Source organism: Zobellella denitrificans, assembly GCF_002407485.1.
Lineage (GTDB): Bacteria > Pseudomonadota > Gammaproteobacteria > Enterobacterales > Aeromonadaceae > Oceanimonas > Oceanimonas denitrificans.
Genome location: NZ_CP012621.1, coordinates 1,571,398 through 1,589,924, shown reverse-complemented (window position 1 = coordinate 1,589,924; position 18,527 = coordinate 1,571,398). Strand labels below are relative to the sequence as shown.

14 protein-coding genes and 1 tRNA gene are annotated in these 18,527 nt (G+C 64.6%); 6 read left to right on the top strand and 9 right to left on the bottom strand.

Annotated features, from left to right (window positions below; genetic code table 11):
* Positions 1-88 precede the first annotated feature (88 nt).
* Entirely contained in the window at positions 89-1,018 is a 930-nt protein-coding gene (locus tag AN401_RS07600; protein ID WP_094039555.1) for a LysR family transcriptional regulator, read from the top strand.
* A 157-nt stretch (positions 1,019-1,175) separates the two neighbouring features.
* Here the strand turns inward: AN401_RS07600 and AN401_RS07595 are convergent, their stop codons facing one another.
* Together AN401_RS07595 and AN401_RS07590 are read right to left on the bottom strand one after the other, a co-directional pair.
* A complete protein-coding gene (locus AN401_RS07595) occupies positions 1,176-2,846 on the bottom strand; it encodes an AMP-binding protein (protein WP_232513402.1) in 1,671 nt (556 codons plus the stop codon).
* 182 nt (positions 2,847-3,028) lie between these two features.
* A tRNA-Ser gene (locus AN401_RS07590) sits at positions 3,029-3,116 on the bottom strand.
* Between the two features lie 531 nt (positions 3,117-3,647).
* On the opposite strand from AN401_RS07590, the gene rnt reads away from it, so the two are divergent.
* Entirely contained in the window at positions 3,648-4,322 is a 675-nt protein-coding gene (rnt, locus tag AN401_RS07585; protein ID WP_094039554.1) for a ribonuclease T, read from the top strand.
* A gap of 203 nt (positions 4,323-4,525) precedes the next feature.
* On the opposite strand, the gene AN401_RS07580 is transcribed toward rnt, so the two are convergent.
* From AN401_RS07580 to modF, 3 genes are all read right to left on the bottom strand, one after another.
* Positions 4,526-6,574, bottom strand: coding sequence for a methyl-accepting chemotaxis protein (locus AN401_RS07580; protein ID WP_096778985.1), 2,049 nt, complete (start codon positions 6,572-6,574; stop codon positions 4,526-4,528).
* A gap of 203 nt (positions 6,575-6,777) precedes the next feature.
* Positions 6,778-7,428, bottom strand: coding sequence for a cupin domain-containing protein (locus AN401_RS07575; RefSeq protein WP_094039552.1), 651 nt, complete (start codon positions 7,426-7,428; stop codon positions 6,778-6,780).
* Between the two features lie 57 nt (positions 7,429-7,485).
* Complete coding sequence (gene modF, locus AN401_RS07570; protein WP_094039551.1) at positions 7,486-8,961, bottom strand: molybdate ABC transporter ATP-binding protein ModF; 1,476 nt, start codon at positions 8,959-8,961, stop codon at positions 7,486-7,488.
* Between the two features lie 174 nt (positions 8,962-9,135).
* On the opposite strand from modF, the gene AN401_RS07565 reads away from it, so the two are divergent.
* Together AN401_RS07565 and AN401_RS07560 are read left to right on the top strand one after the other, a co-directional pair.
* Complete coding sequence (locus AN401_RS07565) at positions 9,136-9,381, top strand: TIGR02647 family protein (RefSeq protein ID WP_094039550.1); 246 nt, start codon at positions 9,136-9,138, stop codon at positions 9,379-9,381.
* Between the two features lie 121 nt (positions 9,382-9,502).
* Entirely contained in the window at positions 9,503-9,763 is a 261-nt protein-coding gene (locus AN401_RS07560; RefSeq protein ID WP_094039549.1) for a hypothetical protein, read from the top strand.
* A gap of 51 nt (positions 9,764-9,814) precedes the next feature.
* Here AN401_RS07560 and AN401_RS07555 read toward each other — a convergent pair whose 3' ends face one another.
* The gene (locus AN401_RS07555; protein ID WP_094039548.1) at positions 9,815-10,420 is read right to left on the bottom strand and encodes a peroxiredoxin C; all 606 of its coding nucleotides are present in this window, start codon (positions 10,418-10,420) and stop codon (positions 9,815-9,817) included.
* Between the two features lie 299 nt (positions 10,421-10,719).
* Here AN401_RS07555 and AN401_RS07550 point away from each other — a divergent pair, with 299 nt between their 5' ends.
* Complete coding sequence (locus tag AN401_RS07550; protein ID WP_096778984.1) at positions 10,720-12,042, top strand: Na+/H+ antiporter family protein; 1,323 nt, start codon at positions 10,720-10,722, stop codon at positions 12,040-12,042.
* Positions 12,043-12,178: 136 nt separating this feature from the next.
* The gene (focA, locus tag AN401_RS07545; protein ID WP_094039546.1) at positions 12,179-13,051 is read left to right on the top strand and encodes a formate transporter FocA; all 873 of its coding nucleotides are present in this window, start codon (positions 12,179-12,181) and stop codon (positions 13,049-13,051) included.
* Positions 13,052-13,139: 88 nt separating this feature from the next.
* On the opposite strand, the gene AN401_RS07540 is transcribed toward focA, so the two are convergent.
* The 3 genes from AN401_RS07540 to asnS form a co-directional block, all read right to left on the bottom strand.
* Positions 13,140-14,720 (bottom strand): methyl-accepting chemotaxis protein, encoded by a 1,581-nt coding sequence (locus tag AN401_RS07540; protein WP_096778983.1) that lies wholly within the window; start codon positions 14,718-14,720, stop codon positions 13,140-13,142.
* Between the two features lie 389 nt (positions 14,721-15,109).
* A complete protein-coding gene (locus AN401_RS07535; protein WP_096778982.1) occupies positions 15,110-16,573 on the bottom strand; it encodes a sodium:solute symporter family protein in 1,464 nt (487 codons plus the stop codon).
* Between the two features lie 504 nt (positions 16,574-17,077).
* Positions 17,078-18,475 (bottom strand): asparagine--tRNA ligase, encoded by a 1,398-nt coding sequence (gene asnS / locus AN401_RS07530; RefSeq protein ID WP_157772185.1) that lies wholly within the window; start codon positions 18,473-18,475, stop codon positions 17,078-17,080.
* Positions 18,476-18,527 lie beyond the last annotated feature (52 nt).

Genomic DNA, 18,527 nt, shown 5'->3' with positions numbered 1-18,527 from the left:
CCAAAAAAACTGGATCTGGACGTGCCCCTCGCATAGAGTGCGCCCAGTTCACATTCTCCACGGCACCAACGGAACCCCGGCCTGCCCCATGAAAAACCTGGACGCTTTCTATCTCTTCGTCAAAGTCGTGCAACAGGGCGGCTTTTCCCATGCCGCCGCCCAGCTGGGCATGCCCACCGCCACCCTCAGCCGGCGGATATCGGCGCTGGAGCAGTCGCTCGGCTGCAAACTGCTGAGCCGCACCACCCGCAAGCTGCAGCTCACCGAGGAGGGCCGGCGCTACTTCGAGCGGCTGAACCCCCTGCTCACCGAGATGGAGCAGGTCACCGGCGATATCCAGGGCCAGAGCCAGCACATGAGCGGCCTTATCAAGGTGGCGGCCCCCATCGCCATCTCCAACACCTTCCTGATCGACGGCATCACCGAGTTCTGCCTCAAGTACCCGGCCATCCGCATCGATCTGCTGCAAAGCAACGACTATACCAGCCTGCTGGACACGGATCTGGACGTGGTGTTCTTCAGCGGCGAACTGCCCGACTCCAGCCTGCACGCCCGCCGCCTGGGCGAAGTGCACTACGGCCTGTTCGCCTCTCCCCACTATGTACAGCGCCAGGGCATGCCGCTGCTGCCGGAAGAGCTGGATCAGCACCATATCATCCAGTGCTGGCCGCACCGCAACTGGCAGCTGACCCACGAGGACGGTCGCCGTTTCCATCTGAAACCGGTGGCCCGGCTGTCGGTCAACCAGATGCAGTCGGCGGTCAAGGCCGCCATCCAGGGGCTGGGCATCGTCAACGTGCCCAAGCACTATGTGGCCCACCATGTGAACGCCGGTCTGCTGCGGCCGGTGCTGCCGGCCTGGCTGGGCGGCAAGCGTCCCTTCCACATGGTGTATCACAACCGCGAACTGGCGCCGGTACGGCTCAATACCTTTATCGAGTTCATCGACAAGCACATGCGCGAACGGCTGGCGTCAACCTGGGTGAGGAACTGGCAGGACAAGAGTGAAGAAGAGTAACAGGCGGGCAAAAAAAATGGGCAGCTTCCGTCTGCCCGATTCCACTAACAAAAGATAGATGTAAGTAAGCTTGAACAAAAAGGTAACATAGCTCCCCCGGCGAAATTAGCGGTTATTCTGTAAAACGAAATAAGTTATTATTCCATTTTTGCAATAATCACCCGGCCGCAGGCAGATCCTGCTCCCACAATATCACCTGTCCGCCCGGCCAGCGTTGATCCAGATCCGCATAGCGCTGCTCCAGCAGGTGGCGCTTGATTTTGAGGGTGGGCGTCATGATGTCGTTGTCCACCGTCCAGGGCGCCTGCATCACCAGTATGCCGCCCAGCCGCTGGTGGCTTTCCAGCTTCTGGTTGACATGCCCCAGGGTGGCCGCCAGTTGCTCGGCGATGGCCCCCTTCTGCCGCTGCTGCGCCCCTTCCGCCAGTTGTACCAGAGCCACCGGCTGGGCCTGACCACTGCCCACCACGCATACCTGCTCGACCAGTTCGTTCTCGATCAGCATGGCCTCTATCGGCACCGGCAACACGTACTTGCCCTTGGCAGTCTTGAAGGCATCCTTGGTCCGCCCGGTGATGGTGAGGTAGCCGTCCGCATCGAGCCGGCCCTGATCCCCGGTGTGCAGCCAGCCGTCCTGCAGGGCCTCGCGGGTGGCGGACTCCTGCTTGTAGTAGCCGCTCATCATGCCCGGGCAGCGGCACAGCACCTCGCCGCTGTCGGAGATGCGGATCTCCACCCTGACGCCGGGCTTGCCCACGGTGCCGACCTTGTCGGAACGATAGGGGTAGTTGAGGGTGGAATAGGCCAGGTTTTCGGTCATGCCCCAGGCCTCGGTGATGGGCATGTCGAGCCGCTCATACCAGCGCAGCAGCGACGGCGATACCGGCGCCGAACCGCACCCCAGGATACGGGCGGCACTCAGCCCCAGGCCGGCGCGGATTTTCTTTTTCACCAGGCCGGAGATGAAGGGAACCTTGAGCAGCAGATCCAGCTTCTTCTGGGGCAGTTTTTCCAGGATGCGGCTGCGGAAGTTGGTCCACAACCGGGGCACCGAGATGAACACCGTGGGCGAGATGGTCTTTACGTCCTCGATAAAGGTGTCCAGGCTCTGGGCAAAACCCACCTGGACGCCGCCGTAGAGGCTGGCGCCGAGGATATAGACCCGCTCGGTGATATGGGACAGCGGCAGGTAGGAAAAGGCCCTGTCCTCGCTAGAAAGCCCGGTGGTCTGCAAAATGCCCTGGCAGGCGGCGGCATAGGGGCCGAAGCAGATCATCACCCCCTTGGGGTTGCCGGTGCTGCCGGAGGTGTACACCAGGCTCATCAGGCTATCCCGCGCCGGCACCGGCCGCTCGGCGATGGGCGCCCGGGCCAGCAGATCCGCCCAGTGGTGGTGGGTTTCCATGGTGGAGGGATAGGGCATGGCAAGGCGGATAAGGCCGTCGGGGATGCCCGGCTCCTGCATGCCGGGCTCGTCCAGCTTGCCGGTGAAGATGGCCTTGCTCTCGCTGTGCTCCAGCACGTAGCGCACCGTGTCGGCCCCGGCGGTGGGATAGATGGGCACGCTCACGTAGCCGCCCATCTGCAGGGCGAAGTCGCAGATAAACCACTCGGCGCAGTTTTTGGACAGCAGGGCTATCTTGTCCCCCGGCTCCAGTCCCAGGGCCCTGAGCCCGGCCACCAGCCGGGCCGCCTGCTCCAGCACCTGGGCCCAGCTGTACTGGTGCCAGTGGCCGTCCTTGGGCTGGCGCAGGTAGATGGCATCGGGCTGGTGCTCGGCCCAGTGATACAGCATTTCCAGAGGTAACTTGTCGGTGTGGATGCTCATAACTGTCCTTGTCTGATGTCGGGCTCGGTTAACAACAGTATTGCAAAAACGGCGGAAAGCACCAGCAGAGACAGCTCTAGGTGCTTGATGATACTCACAATATCGGCACCATTGCGACGAGAGTCGGCCGCTGGCCGGAGGCAGGAACGAAAAAAGCCCGCATCGCTGCGGGCTTTTCGATTTGGCGGTGAGGGAGGGATTCGAACCCTCGATACGTTGCCGTATACACACTTTCCAGGCGTGCTCCTTCAGCCACTCGGACACCTCACCAAATTTTTATGCGTTTTTTATCTACGGTGTCTGCTTCACCGGCTTTTTCTCTTCGGATCTCTGTCCTCGGGCTGACGCAGCACGCTGCGTGCTTTTCGCCCCGGCTTCGCCTCTTGGCAGCCACTCGGACACCTCACCAAATTTTTATGCGTTTTTTATCTACGGTGTCTGCTTCACCGGCTTTTTCTCTTCGGATCTCTGTCCTCGGGCTGACGCAGCACGCTGCGTGCTTTTTACCCCGGCTTCGCCTCTTGGCAGCCACTCGGACACCTCACCAAATTTTTATGCGTTTTTTATCTACGGTGTCTGCTTCACCGGCTTTATGAACACTGCGGGGCCTTGCCCTTGCAGCGGGGCGTATAGTAGGCAAGAGCCGCCGCCCGCGCAATCTTTTTCTCGCGTCTTGAGTTCGTTTGCGCATTATTGCGCCAACCCGTGTTCCTCCCCCTCCTCGCCCGCCTTTGCAGGCGACCTCGCCGGGGGACTCTGGCATAATAAGCCCCCGCTTTTTGAGGTAACCCTAGGACGATAATGACGGCAACAGCAGCATCAACTCAGCTTCACGAGCGCTTTCGGGGCTATTTTCCGGTGGTGATCGACGTGGAAACCGGCGGTTTCAACGCCCAGACCGACGCCCTGCTGGAAATTGCCGCCATCACCCTGAAGATGGACAAGAACGGCTGGCTGAGCCCGGATCAGACCTATCACTTCCATGTGACGCCCTTCGAGGGTGCCAACCTGGAGCCCGCCGCCCTCGCCTTCACCGGTATCGATCCCTACAGCGCCCTGCGCGGCGCCGTGACCGAGCACGAAGCCCTGGACCAGATCTTCAAGGGGGTGCGCAAGGGCATCAAGGCCAACCAGTGCCAGCGGGCCATAGTGGTGGCCCACAACGCCTCCTTCGATCACGGTTTCGTGATGGCGGCGGCGGAGCGGGCGGGCATCAAGCGCAACCCCTTTCACCCCTTCGCCACCTTCGACACCGCCACCCTCGCCGGCCTGGCCCTGGGCCAGACGGTGCTGGCCAAGGCCTGCAAGGCCGCGGGCATGAGCTTCGACAACAAGGAAGCCCACAGCGCCCTCTACGATACCCGCAAGACCGCCGAGCTGTTCTGCCTGATCGTCAACCGCTGGAAGGAGCTGGGTGGCTGGCCCCTGGGCCAGATGGAAACGCCGGAGTTCAAGGAGCCGGAAGGTAACGCCTGAGCCGAGCTGGGTGTGCCTGGTGGAGCGCAGGCGGCTCGCCTGCTTTCGCGTGCAGCGCGAACCCTCGGGTTGACCTGCCACACCACGGGGTTAAAAAGGCTCGGGGCAGAACAGGCATCGTGGGTTGGACCGTGCCTTCGTCCAGCTCGGTGCCACCTTCATGCGGGCGGGCCGCCCGCGCCCCAAGACCCGCGCTCCACCAGTCAGGTGCCAATCTTTCTCGCCCGCTCAAGCGCGGAGAGGCCGGCTTCCAGTCGGGTTTCGCCGTCCCCCTCGCCCAGGATAAAGGCCTTCAGGCGGCCATCCAGCTCCACCACCATCTGCTCCATCAGCTCGCTGCCGCGCACCAGCTCGCCGGCACAGCTCTGGGTGTTGTCGTAGCCCTGTTTCATCACCACTATGTTGTGCTGGATATCGTCGGTGACGGTGCGCTGCTCTTCGGTGGCGGTGGCCACCTGCTCGGTCATGGCGTTGACCTGGCCGATTTCCTCGACGATGGCGGTCAGCTGGGCACCGGCCTCCCGGGCCTCGCCAACGCAGGCCAGGCTGCGGCTGCGGCCCTGGCCCATGGCTTCCACCGCCTGCTCGCTGCCCTGGCGCAGCCGGGTCAGCATGCTTTCTATCTGTTCGGCGGTACTCTGGGTCTGCAGTGCCAGGGAGCGCACCTCTTCCGCCACCACCGCGAAGCCCCGGCCCGACTCGCCGGCCCGGGCCGCCTCGATGGCCGCGTTCAGCGCCAGCAGGTTGGTGCGATCGGAGATCTGCTTGATCACCTCCAGGAAGTTGCTCACCTCCCGGCTGTAGCCCGCCACCTCGACCACCTTGGTCTCGCCGTGCTCAAGTGAAGCCGCCACCTGCTCGATGGCGGCGATGGTGCCGTCCACCTTGCGGTCGCCGTCCGAAGCCCGGGCGATGGTGTGGTTGGCGGCGGAGAAGGTTTCCGAGGCATGGCGGGCGATCTCGGCCACGGTGGCCGACATCTCGGTGGCGGCGGACACCACCAGGTCCACCTGCCCCAGCCCCTTGTCCAGATCCTGCTGGATCAGCTGCAGGGTGTTGCGGGTGTGGCCGCTGTGGGCCATCAGGTGTTCGCAGGTGCCGCGCATCCGGCCGAGCAGGGTGGACAGCTGGCGCTGCATGCGGTTGATGGCGTCGGCCAGTTCGCCCAGCTCGTCGCGGCTGGCCACCCGCACCGGCTGGCTGAAGTCCTGACGGTGGGCGATGCGCATGATGCCCGCCTGCAACTCGGCGAATCCGCGGCGCAGATCCCGCAGTATCAGGCCGCACACCACCAGGGTGAGCAGGGCCGCCGCCAGGCTCAGCACCAGGGCCAGGGCGAAGCTGTTGCGCGCCGCCTGGTAGCCCTGCTCGCCGGTTTGCGCCAGGCTGGCGGCAAACTGGTCTTCGGCCCCCTTGATGGCGTCGATATAACGGCTGGCCAGGCTGAACCAGGCGGAGGCCTCGCCGCTCAGGCTGCCGCCGCCGTGCTGGCGGTGGGCCTGATCAATGCTGTCTTGCACTTCCCGGGCCAGTGGCGAGCCCTGCAACTGGTCGAACTGGGTTCGCCACTCGGGCTCGGCCAGCACCATAAAGCGCTCCAGATAGGCCTGGTACTGGGCTTCCAGGGCGGCGAAGCGACGGTACAGCTCGGGGCTGAACAGACCCGCCACCCGGGCCGAACTCAGGCTGGCGCGCAGCAGCCCCAGGCGATCCTTGGCCTGCAGGAAGGCGCTGTAGGCCGCGAGGGAGGCGGCCTGGGGCGCATCCGCCGCCAGCGGCACGGCGCCGTCGATCACCGCCAGCAGGGCGGCGATCACCTGGCTGTAGTCGTCGACCACCTGGGGCACCGTCAGTTGCTTGCCGTCCACCTGCCGGCGCAGGCCCTCGAGCCGGCCCAGCGCCTGCTGCAGGGCCTGGTGGCGGCTGGCGGCCTCCCCGTCGAGCACCAGTTGGCGGCTGCCCTGGCCGAGCTGGCGCAGGGCCTGTTCGGTACGGGCCCGCTGCTCGGTCAGCCGGGCGCTGAACTCCCCGCGGCTGTCGTTGATGCTGCTGGCCGAGAGTCCCCGCTCCGCCTGCAGCTGGTGCGCCAACTGGCCGCTTTGCGCCGCCAGCCGGGTGATGGGCACCATGTCGGCCGCGTTGACCATGGTGCGATAGCTCGCCAGGGCATAGAGGGAAGCGAACAGGAACAGGGCCGCCAGGGGCAGCAACACCAGTAAGCCCAGTTTGTGGGTGAGTTTGAGTGACGTCATGCAAAGCCTCGTGATACCGCCGGAGATAGCAGTGTATCGGCGTTATCCTCATGGACTGAAGCGGAGAAACGTAAACAATGGCCCTCCCCCTTGACCTGGATCAAGCAGGGAGCCTGTCCGCTCGCCATTGCACCATGGCGGTGCAGGCCGAAGGGAAAAGGTTGCCGGTGTGCCGCGACACCGGCAAGGGATGGACGGCCCGGTCAGGCCGGCAGATGGCCGGTTCTCACCCAGAGCCGGGTGCGGCGGCCCGCTTCCAGCTCGGGCACGGCGCCGGCGGGAAAGCGCAGCCAGCTCAGCGCCGGATAGGAGAGCGGCCCCTCGTCGAGCTGGCCTTCCAGCACCAGGATTTCCAGCCCCTGCTTGTAACAGCAGGGGGGAAAGCGGCCGCCTTCGGGAAAGTCGAGCAGGCTGGTGCCGACCCCGCCGTGCTTGTGCAGGGGCAGGCGGCGGTAACCGTGCTCGCCGGTGATCCACAGATCCTGCCCGGGCAGCAGCTTGCGTTCGCCCTGGTCATCGGCGGCGAACTGGTTGAGTTTAACGAAGATAAGGCAGCCCTCGCGGCTGAAGGCGCCATGCCGGCTGCCGGGCGGATGGCGCACGTAGCTGCCGGCGGGGTAGTCGCCCTGTTCATCGGAGAAGGTGCCTTCCAGCACCCAGAATTCCTCACCCCGGGGGTGGCTGTGCTCGGGGAAGCGGGCCTCCGGTTCAAACCGGACCAGGCTGGTGACATGGCCGCTTTCCGCCTGCTCCCGCTCCAGCGGGTAGCGCCATACCCCGGGGGCCGGGGAGGCCTGCCAGCGGGAGGGATCATAGGGAAGGGCCAGTCGTTGAGAAAAGTCCATATTCAGCATCGGTTAATGTCCCGACAGACAAAGGGGATCCCATCCTCGCCCCGCCCGGGATTGCGGTCAAGTCCCTTGAAGCGCCTCGCTGCGATAAATATGGCCCTCGCCCTCGGGGATAAAGCTCAGCCGGTGGCTGATGCAGGCCGGGGCGTCTTCCTGGTGGTGGGACACGAACAGCAGCTGGGTGCCGCCCTCCGCCACCAGCAGATCGATCCAGCGCTTGACCCAGTGGCGGTTGAAGGTATCCAGCCCCTGCAAAGGTTCGTCCAGGATCAGGATGGGCGGGTGCTTGACCATGGCCCGGGCGATCAACAGCAGCCGCTGCTGGCCGTAGGACAGATTGCGGAAGGGCTCGTTGGCGAGCCGCTCCAGGCCGAGCAGCGCCAGCCATTGCCCGGCCAGGGCCAGCTGGCGATCGCCGGGCTGCTGGTAGACGCCGATGGAATCGAAGAAGCCGGACAGGATCACCGAGCGGGGTGTGGCCGTGACCCGGTAGTCCTGCTGCATGCTGGTGCTGACGTAGCCGATGTGCTGCTTGATGTCCCAGATGCTTTCGCCGCTGCCCCGGCGACGGCCGAACAGGGTGAGATCGTTGCTGTAGCCCTGGGGATGGTCGCCGGTCACCAGGCTCAGCAGGGTGGACTTGCCGGCGCCGTTGGGGCCGACGATCTGCCAGTGCTCGCCCGGGTTGACCTGCCAGTTCAGGCCGTCGAGGATGCGCTTGTCGCCGTAGCTGACCTTGATGTCCCGCATCAGGATGCGCGGTTCCCGGTCGTCCAGCGCTCGCCGCACCGCGTCCGGATCCGCCGGCGGCAGCCGCTGGCCCGCCTGCTCCATGGCCGCCAGGTGGGTCAGTTGCAGCAACTCGGCCGAGGCCACCACCTCGTCGCGGGGGCCGGCCAGGCCCAGTTCACATTCCGCCACCAGGCCGAGCCGGTCGGCAAAGTCGGGGATCTCCTCGAAGCGGTTGAGGATCAGCACCAGGCTTTGTCCCGCCGCCACCAGCTCTTCCAGCAGCCGCATCAGGCCGGCGTGGGCAGTCACGTCCAGGCCGTCGAAGGGCTCGTCCAGGATCAGCAGCGCCGGCTCCCGCAGCAGGGCGCGGCACAGCAGCACCTTGCGGGTTTCCCCGGTGGACAGGTACTTGAAGCCGCGATCCAGCAGGCCGGTGATGCCGAAGCGCTCGGCCAGCGCCGCCAGCCGCGCCTCGCCGCCGCCCCCCTCCAGGATGATCTGGCGGGCGCTGTGGCCCTGATCCTCGTAGTCGAGCAGATCGCTCTCGTCTTCTTCCCGCTCCCGGTCGGCCAGTTGCTGAAGCTGTTCGAACGACACCCACTCGATGCGCCCGAAACCGTTGTCGGCCTCGCCTTCCAGCAGCCTGAGTTCGCCAGCCAGGGCCCGGGCCAGGGCGGTCTTGCCGCTGCCGTTGGCGCCGACGAAGCTCCAGCACTGCCCCGCCTCGAGATCGAGGTGGCGGATGGTCAAACGATGACGCTCGCTGATGGCGAAACGGGCGTCCCTGATGCGGATGGCGGTCATGTCCTGTGGCGTCCTTTGCTGTGAATCAAAAAAGGGACATCATCGGCAAGCCGCCGGCCCGATGCAAGAGACAAAATCGGCTCCCAGGATCCGGATTTGTGAGCCAGCACCCAACCCGCCGGGGCGGAACAGGCTAAGGTCCGGGAGTCACTCACCCTCCGCTAAGGAGCGCATATGCGTTACAACCAGGCATTGATGGACGAACTGAACCTGTTGCTGCATTTCGATCTCGATACCACCCAGCAAGGCATCAAGGTGCACCACGATGCGGATCCGGCGGTGATTGCCGCCGCCGCCCGGCTGCATGACAAGGGGCTTATCACCCTGAGGGACGGTGGCTACCTCACCGACCTGGGGCGTGAAACCACCGAACACGCCCAGGCCCTGCTCGGCCTGCTGCGGGAAACCACCACCGCCTGATCCCTCCTGCTACTGCCGGGGCGGCACCGCCGCCCCGGAGTCCCCCGCGCGTCCTGCTGGATTTTTAGCCTGTCTGCATTATTTTTTAAGGGTTGGAGAATAACAATAACGGAGACGGGAGATGTCCATTACCCACTGCGGACGCTGTGGCCGCCCTTTTTACGATCACCGCCGACGATGTCCCCATTGCCGGGCGCTGCGGGAAGACCTGACCGATGCCCCCTACTATATCCGCCAGCCCATGTCCTTCCTGCTGGTCGCCGTGGCGATGGCGGCGCTGATGCTGCTGTGGAGCCTGTTCGACGACAGGCCCAGCTTCGCCTCGCCACCGGCGGAGGAAACGCCGCGCATGCAGACCCGTGGCCAGGTGGAAAAACCATAAAAAAATGCCGGCAAGGTGCCGGCATTTTGTTGTGCAGAACGCAAGGAGGGATTACAGGCCCTCGGCGTGCTCCGCCAGGAAGCGGGCCACGCCGTCCGGAGAAGCCTGCATGCCTTGCTTGCCCTTTTCCCACTGGGCCGGGCACACTTCGCCGTGCTCTTCGTGGAACTGCAGGGCATCGACCATGCGCAGCATTTCGTCGATGTTGCGGCCCAGCGGCAGATCGTTCACCACCTGGTGACGAACCACGCCGTTGGCGTCGATCAGGAATGAGCCACGGAAGGCCACACCGGCTTCCGGGTGCTCCACGTCATAGGCCTTGCAGATGTCGTGCTTGACGTCGGCCACCAGCGGGTATTTCACCTGGCCGATGCCGCCCTTGTCTACCGGGGTGTTGCGCCAGGCGTTGTGGCTGAACTGGGAGTCGATGGACACGCCGATCACTTCCACGCCGCGGCTCTGGAACTCTTCATAACGACGATCGAAGGCGATCAGTTCGGACGGGCACACGAAGGTGAAGTCCAGCGGGTAGAAGAACACCACGGCGGCTTTGCCCTTGGTGAACTCTTTCAGGTTGAAGTTATCAACGATTTCGCCATTACCCAGTACAGCAGCAGCGGTAAAGTCGGGGGCCTGGCGGCCTACCAGTACGCTCATGTCTATCTCCTTGGTGTTTACAATAATGGGTTTCCAGGAAACCACGCAATTCGACTACACAGTATATGGGCGCCTGCCGCCAAACCCAAGGGCAAGGCGGCCGGTTGGGTAAAGTTGCGGCAAGGTCCCCTCCCCCCCGGGCAGGATGCCGGTGTGCTGCACCTTGCCATTTTATCAGCAGGAAAAACAAGGATGGCGGCGAAAATGCCAAATAATGCTCGACATTCTGGCCTGAATTTGCAAACTAGCCCCCCTCGTTTACCTGTTCACCCCAATTCCATAAGCCGGAAGGATAGCCCATGAATCCTGTTGTCGTTGCCGTCTGCCTGATGCTGGCCCTGAGCCTGATGCGCATCAACGTGGTGGTTGCCCTTACCCTCAGCGCCCTGGCGGGCGGCATGGTCGCCGGCCTGTCGTTGACCGAGGCGGTCAATACCTTCGCCGGCGGCCTTGGCGGCGGCGCCACCATCGCCCTGAGTTACGCCATGCTGGGCGCCTTTGCCGTGGCCATCGCCCGTTCCGGCATCACCGACCTGCTCGCGCTCAAGGTGATCCGCGCCCTGGGCCAGGACGCCACCGCCGGCCGCCTGTTGTGGATCAAGGCGGTGCTGCTGAGCGTATTGCTGCTGGTGGCCATCTCCTCCCAGAACCTGATCCCGGTGCACATTGCCTTTATTCCCATCCTGATCCCGCCGCTGCTGCATGTGATGGCCAGGCTGCGGCTGGACCGGCGCGCCGTGGCCTGCGTGCTCACCTTCGGCCTCACCGCCACCTACATGCTGCTGCCGGTGGGCTTTGGCGGCATCTTCCTGAACAACATCCTGCTGGCCAACCTGGTCGAGAACGGGGTAACGGCCGACAAGGCCATGCTGCCCACCGCCATGGCGATTCCCGTGGGCGGCATGCTGCTCGGCCTGCTGGTGGCGCTGTTCATCAGCTACCGCCGCCCCCGGGACTATGACGAAGCCAAAATCCTGGCCATCGAACCCGAGCACGTCAGCATCAACGGCGCCCATATCCTGATCGCCGTGCTCGCCATCCTCACCGCCCTGGGGCTGCAGCTGTACAGCGACTCCATCATCCTCGGCGCCATGGTCGGCTTTGTGATCTTCACCCTGGGCGGCGTCATCAAGTTCAGGGAAAGCCAGGACGCCTTCACCCAGGGGGTGAAGATGATGTCGCTGATCGGCTTTATCATGATCGCCGCCGCCGGCTTTGCCGCCGTGCTCAAGGCCACCGACGGCATCGGCAGCCTGGTGCTGGCGGTGGAAGCGGTGATCGGCGACAACAGGGCCCTCGCCGCCCTGATGATGCTGGTGGTGGGCCTGCTGATCACCATGGGCATCGGCTCTTCTTTTTCCACCATTCCCATCATCGCGCCCATCTATGTGCCCCTGTGCATCGCGCTCGGCTTCTCGCCGCTGGCCACGGTCGCCATTATCGGCACCGCCGGCGCCCTGGGGGACGCGGGCTCGCCGGCCTCCGACTCCACCCTGGGCCCCACCTCGGGCCTGAACGCGGACGGCCAGCACGACCATATCTGGGACTCGGTCGTGCCCACCTTCCTGCACTACAACCTGCCGCTGATCGCCTTCGGCTGGCTGGCGGCCATGGTGCTCTGAACACCGCCCTTGGCCGGCAGGCGCTGTCGGCCAAGGGTTTCTTCCCCCGCCCGTTTTGCGCCTGATCCAGGTCAAGTCTTCCGCCGCCCCACAACCGTTAGAATAAAACTACATTTTCAGCGATCGGGTGGCCACCATGAAACCGAACAACACTAATCTTGATCCCCTGCTACCGCCGGAAATGGCGAAAAAGGCCGAGGATGTGGGGGTCTACAAGGCCAGCAGCCCACCGTTGCAATCTTTCATACTGGCGCTGACCGCCGGCGTGTTTATCTCCATCGCCTTCGTGTTCTACATCACAGTCACCACCGGCGCCGGCGGCCTGCCCTGGGGCATGGCGCGCTTTATCGGCGGCCTGGCCTTCAGCCTGGGGCTGATCCTGGTGGTGATTTGCGGCGGCGAGCTGTTTACCTCCAGCGTGCTCACCACTGTGGCCCGGGCCAGCCGGCGCATCGGCTGGGGCCAGCTGGCCCGCAACTGGGTGGTCGTCTACCTGGGCAACCTGGGCGGCGCCCTGCTGTTCGTGCTGCTGATCTGGCTGGCCGGCCAGCACCTGGCCGCCGACGGGGCCTGGGGCCTCAACACCCTGAACATCGCCCGGCACAAGCTGCACCACGGCTTTGTGCAGGCGGTGGCCTTAGGGATACTGTGCAACATGATGGTGTGCCTGGCGGTATGGATGAGCTTTTCCTGCCGCAGCAACACCGACAAGGTGCTGGTGATGCTGCTGCCCATCGCCATGTTCGTGGCCAGCGGCTTCGAGCACAGCATTGCCAACCTCTTTATCGTGCCCCTGGCCATCGCCATCCAGCAGTTCGCCGGCCCCGAATTCTGGGCCCTGACCGGCGCCCTGCCCGCCGATTTTGCCGAGCTGACCCTGGCCAACTTTTTGCTACGCAACCTGCTGCCGGTCACCCTGGGCAATATCATCGGCGGCGGTGTGCTGGTGGGGCTCAGCTATTGGCTGATTTACCTGCGCCCGGGCGCCGGCGGCGGAAAGGTCCACTGACGTGGCCCCTGCCATGGACCTGCGGCGGCCCCTGCGAAGGGGCCGCCGCTAGGATCGAATTTATTCGACCCTAGCACCGCCGACCGCCTCAGGCGCGTGCCCGCTGTACCCAGAACTGGCGGAACAGCTCGGTCAGGCCGCCGGTGAGCTGCACCACCTCGTGGCAGCGCTGGCGGTTGCCCTGCCCGCTGCGCACATGGCTGTCGGCCGACGCCCGTATGCTGCTGATGCTGCGGTTGATCCCCTCGCTGACCGCTCCCTGCTGCTCGACGGCGGTGGCGATCTGGATGCTCATCTCGGAGATGTCCTTCACCCTGTGACCGATGCCGTCCAGGGCGGCGGCGGCCTGCAAGGCGTGCTGCACACTCTCCCTGGCCTGCTCCCGGCTCTTGGCCATGGCGACCACCGCCGCCTGGGTGCCCTGCTGCAGCACGGCAATGGTCTGCCGGATATCGGCGGTGGACTGCTGGGTGCGGCCGGCCAGGTTGCGCACCTCGTCGGCCACCACCGCAAAGCCGCGCCCCTGCTCGCCGGCCCGGGCCGCCTCTATGGCCGCGTTGAGCGCCAGCAGGTTGGTCTGCTCGGCGATGTCGCGGATCACCTCCAGCACCATGGAAATGTTCTGGCCATGCTGCTCCAGTTGCTGGATCACCCCCGCCGCCAGCTCCACGTCCTGCTCCAGGGCATGGATGGCGTCGCTGGTCCGGGCCACCAGCTGCCGGCCCGAGTCGGTGTCCTGATCGGCCAGCTCGGCCGCCACCGCCGCGCGCTGGGCGCTGGAAGCCACTTCCTGGATGCTGGCCGCCATTTCGTTGATGGCGGCGGCGATCTGCTCGGTGTCCGCCTGCTGGCGGGAGGTGAGGCCGTCGCAGTGGATCAGTTCGTCGTGCAGGTGCCGGCTATGGCCGCCCAGCCGCTCGGCCGCATCGGACAAACGGCCGAGCACGGCGCCCGCCTCGGCCTGGGCCATTTGCAGGGCAAAGTCTATCTGCCCCAGTTCGTCGCTCCGGCCGGCATAGGCCAGTTGGCCGAGGGGGTTGTCGGCATAGTGCCGGGCCCTGGCCGCCAGCCGGCGCAAGGGCCCGAGCAGCACCAGGTTGAGCAGGCCGCACGCCGCCCCGCCGAGCAGGGCCACCGCCAGCACCGGCGCCCATGGCAGGCCGAGCAGGGCCGCCAGCCCCAGCACGGCCATGGCCAGCAGGCCGCCGTTGGCCAGCGCCAGCCGGGTACCCAGGCCCAGGCGCGCCCTGGGCAGCGGCTTGCCGCTTTGCAGGCGGGCATAAAGGCGCTCGGCGGCCCGGACCTGCTCCGGCTCGGGCCGGGTGCGCACCGACTGGTATTCGACGGTCTGGCCGTTCTTCTGTATGGGGGTGACGTAGGCGTTTACCCAGTAGTGATCGCCGTTTTTGCAGCGGTTTTTGACCAGCCCCATCCAGGAGCGGCCCGCCTTCAGCGTTTGCCACAGATGGGCGAAGGCCGCCTCCGGCATGTCCGGGTGGCGGATGATGTTGTGGGGCTGGCCCAGCAGCTCTTCGCGGCTGTAGCCGCTGATCTCGACAAAGGACTGGTTGATATAGGTGATGTGGCTGTCCGGCGTGGTCGTGGAAAGGATGTTCACCCCTTCCGGCAATTCGATATTTCGCCCGCTCACGGGCTGGTTGATTTTCATTCCACCTTCCTCTGCATGATCTTCATCCCTGAAGCCAGGCCCGGCGCCCACTCCCCGAAAGGCGGACCTGGCATCCCATATATCCATATCAAAAGAATGGTTATTATCCACAGTGTCATGACAGTTCTGTTAAGCGACGAGCAAAAATAAAAGTATTCAATTAGCTCCCTTTGCAGTTCTCCCTACGACGTCTACCGGCCAGAAACCGTATCGTTGAAAAATCGGGCTGCCGGACACCGCCGTTGGCAGATGTACTCCTTGCCGATGGAGCGCGGGCGGGCCGCCCGCGCCCCAGGAGGCATCGTGCGGATCACCGTTTACACCGCCTGATGCTCCAGCACGGAAAAAGCCCAGGCGTGCCCGGGCTTTGGTGCTTGCTGGCAACCGGCTCAGCCGGCCCTGACCACGGAGGAAGACGGCGCCCCCGAGGTAAGCTTGCTCACCAGCACATAGGTGAGGCCGGAGGCCAGGCAGCCGTAGAGCGGACCTTCCACCCAGCCGACCTTGGTAAACAGCAGGAAGCCGCCGCTGGTGACCAGGCCGGTGAACATGGCGGCCAGGGCGCCGTAGCCATTGCCCTGCCAGAAGGCGGAGATGAACACCGGGCCTATCATCACCGCCAGCAGGGTGCCGGAGCCCAGGATGCCGAGCCAGGACAGCATAAAGGGCGGCGCGTACAGCATCATCAGGAAGCCGACAAAACCGAGAATGGCCACCCAGATGCGGTTGATCCACAAAATGCGGGCACCCGAGGCCCGGCTGTGCGGGAACAGGGCGGTGCGCAAGTCGTGGGAGGCGGCGCTGGACACGGTGTGCAGCAGCGAGTTGGCGGTGGACTTCATGGCGAACAGGATGAACAGGGTGATCACCCCCGCCAGGGCCGGGTGCAGGAAGTTGGCCAAATACACCGGCATGGCCTGATCCGGCTCGGCCAGCTCCGGGTGCGCCACCCGCACATACATGCCGACGATGGGCACCAGGCTGAGCAAGCAGCCCATGGGCGCCACCCAAATGGCCACCTGGTGCATTTTCACCGTGGGTTTAAAGGCCAGGAAGCGCACCGCCATATAGGGCAGCACGGCGGTGAACAAGAAGGCATAGGGCAGCACCAGGAACACCGAGCCCCGGCTCTCGCCGTAGGGCGCCGAGGTGGTGGGGTTGAGCAGCTGGGGATCGATGGCGTTGAGCCGCTCCACCATTTCCATGGGGCTGACGTCGGTGAACACCTGCACCATCATCACCAGGGCGCCGATGCCCATGCCCGCCACCATCAGGGTGTCGGTCCAGGCCACCGCGGCCAGGCCACCGAGCATGGTGTAGAGGATGATCACCGAGATCATCAGCAGCGCGCTCTCGCTCAGGCTGATGCCGAGCCAGGAGGCGCCCAAGAGCCCCACCGCCTTGATCTGGCTGGTGAGGAACACCAGCAGCAGCACTATGGTAATGGCCGCCGCCACCCCCTTGACCCAGCGCTCCAGCAGGGCGCCGCCACCGTGCAGCTGGGCCACGTATTCGGGAATGGTGCAGCTGCCCAGCTCGTCGGCCCGGCGGCGCAGAAAGCCGGCGAAGTAGAGCACGGCAATCACCATGGCCGGGGCGAAGAAGAAGTTGCCCAGCACCTCGATGGAGCCGAACTCGTAGGCCACCCCCGGCGAGCCCATAAAGCCCCAGCCGCTGAAGCCGGTGGCCACTATGGTGCCGGCGCCCACAAAGGGCCCCAGGCTGCGCCCGGCCACCAGAAAGCCGGTTTCGTCGCTGTCTTTCACCACCCGGCTGGAGAGATAGCCGATAAAGATCAATATTCCGAACGAGCCCAATAGCAGGGCCCAGTTCAACCACTGGTAATTTTCCATCTCAAGTTCCCTTTAACGTGTGTTGGCCCGGCCGTTCAGCAACGGCGGTGATCTTTGCGCACATACTGCCGGTAGCCGTAGGCCAGCGCGGCCCAGGCAAGGATGATGGCGTTAAGATAGGCAAACCATTCCATGGTCCAGGATTGCATCAACATGACTTCTACCTCTTCGAGCAGCCTCTGCCGAGGCTGGTTTAAGTTCCCTGATTCCACCGGCCTGGCCGGCCTCACCAGAAGTAGGCAGGCGGTAACCACTCCTTCTACCGCCCTTGCATAACCGGATAGGTAAATTCCCGGTTTAGCGTACGCCTTCGATGCTAGGGCCCCGCCGGGCATAACAGAAATGAATACTTCAAATCAGACCATTTGGGATGTTAATGAGTTGTTGCTGATCGGGGTGTGCTTGCAGACACGGCTGGACGCCCGCCTTGGCAGGAGTGACGGAGGAAACACGGGAGTGACGAAATAACAGGCGGGAGGCGCCGGCGGGGGCCGGCGCCCGGCGTTAAAAACTGGCGTTGCGCGGGGTTCTTGGGAAGGGGATGGCGTCGCGGACGTTGCCCAGGCCGGTGACGTAGGCCACCATGCGCTCCAGGCCCAGGCCGAAGCCGGCGTGGGGCACGGTGCCGTAGCGCCGGAGCTGGCGGTACCATTCGTATTCCTCGGGCTTCATGCCCAGCTCCGCCATGCGCGCATCCAGCACCTCCAGCCGGTGCTCGCGCTGGGAGCCGCCGATGATCTCGCCGATGCCCGGCGCCAGCACGTCCATGGCGGCCACGGTGGTGCCGTCGTCGTTGACCTTCATGTAGAAGGACTTGATGTCCTTGGGGTAGTTTTTGACCACCACCGGGCTCTTGAAGTGCTCCTCGGTGAGGTAGCGCTCATGCTCGGAAGACAGGTCCGCCCCCCAATACACCGGAAACTCGAACTCGCGCGGCGCCTGCGCCAGAATGGCCACCGCCTCCGTGTAGTTGATATGCACAAAGTCCATGCCGGCCAGCTGATCCAGCCGGGCCAGCAGATCCTCGCCCACATAGCCGGAGAGAAAGCGCAGATCGTCGACGCGCTCGGCCAGCACCGCCCGGCAAATCGCCTTGAGCAGCGCCTCGGCCAGTTGGGCGCTGTCGTCCAGATCCGAAAAGGCCACTTCCGGCTCCACCATCCAGAACTCGGCCAGGTGGCGGCTGGTGTTGGAGTTTTCGGCCCTGAAGGTGGGGCCGAAGGTATACACCTTGCTCAGGGCGCAGGCGTAGGCCTCGGCGTTGAGCTGGCCGGACACGGTGAGGAAGGTCTCCTTGCCGAAAAAGTCCTGGCCAAAGTCGACCCGACCCTGCTCATCCCGCGGCAGCTCCTGCAGATCGAGGGTGGACACCCGGAACATCTGCCCCGCCCCTTCGCAGTCGGAGGCGGTGATGATGGGCGAAGCCACCCAGAGAAAGCCCTGCTGGTCAAAAAAGCGGTGAATGGCCTGGGAGATGCAGTTTCTTATCCGGGCCACGCTGCCGATCACGTTGGTGCGCGGCCGCAGGTGGGCGTGCTCGCGCAGATATTCGATGCTGTGGCGCTTGGGCGACATGGGGTAGCTTTCGGGGTCGTCGACCCAGCCGACCACCGTCACCTCCTCGGCCAGCAGCTCCAGCGCCTGCTGCTGCCCCACCGACGCCACCAGTTGCCCCCTTACCACCAGGGCGCAGCCGGTGGTGAGCCGGGTGACCTCGGCCCGGTAGTTGCCCAGGTGCTCGGGCGCCACCACCTGCAGGCTGTCGAAACAGGAGCCGTCGTACAAATTGATAAAGGACAGCCCGGACTTGGAATCCCGCCGTGTTCTTACCCAGCCCTTCACCACCAGGGTATCGCCCGGCCGGTGGCGGCCTTTTTTTATCTCGCTAATAGCGGCATGCATGCGCAGCCCCCCGTACATCACATGGGGCAGGCGACCCGCGGTGGCCTGCCAT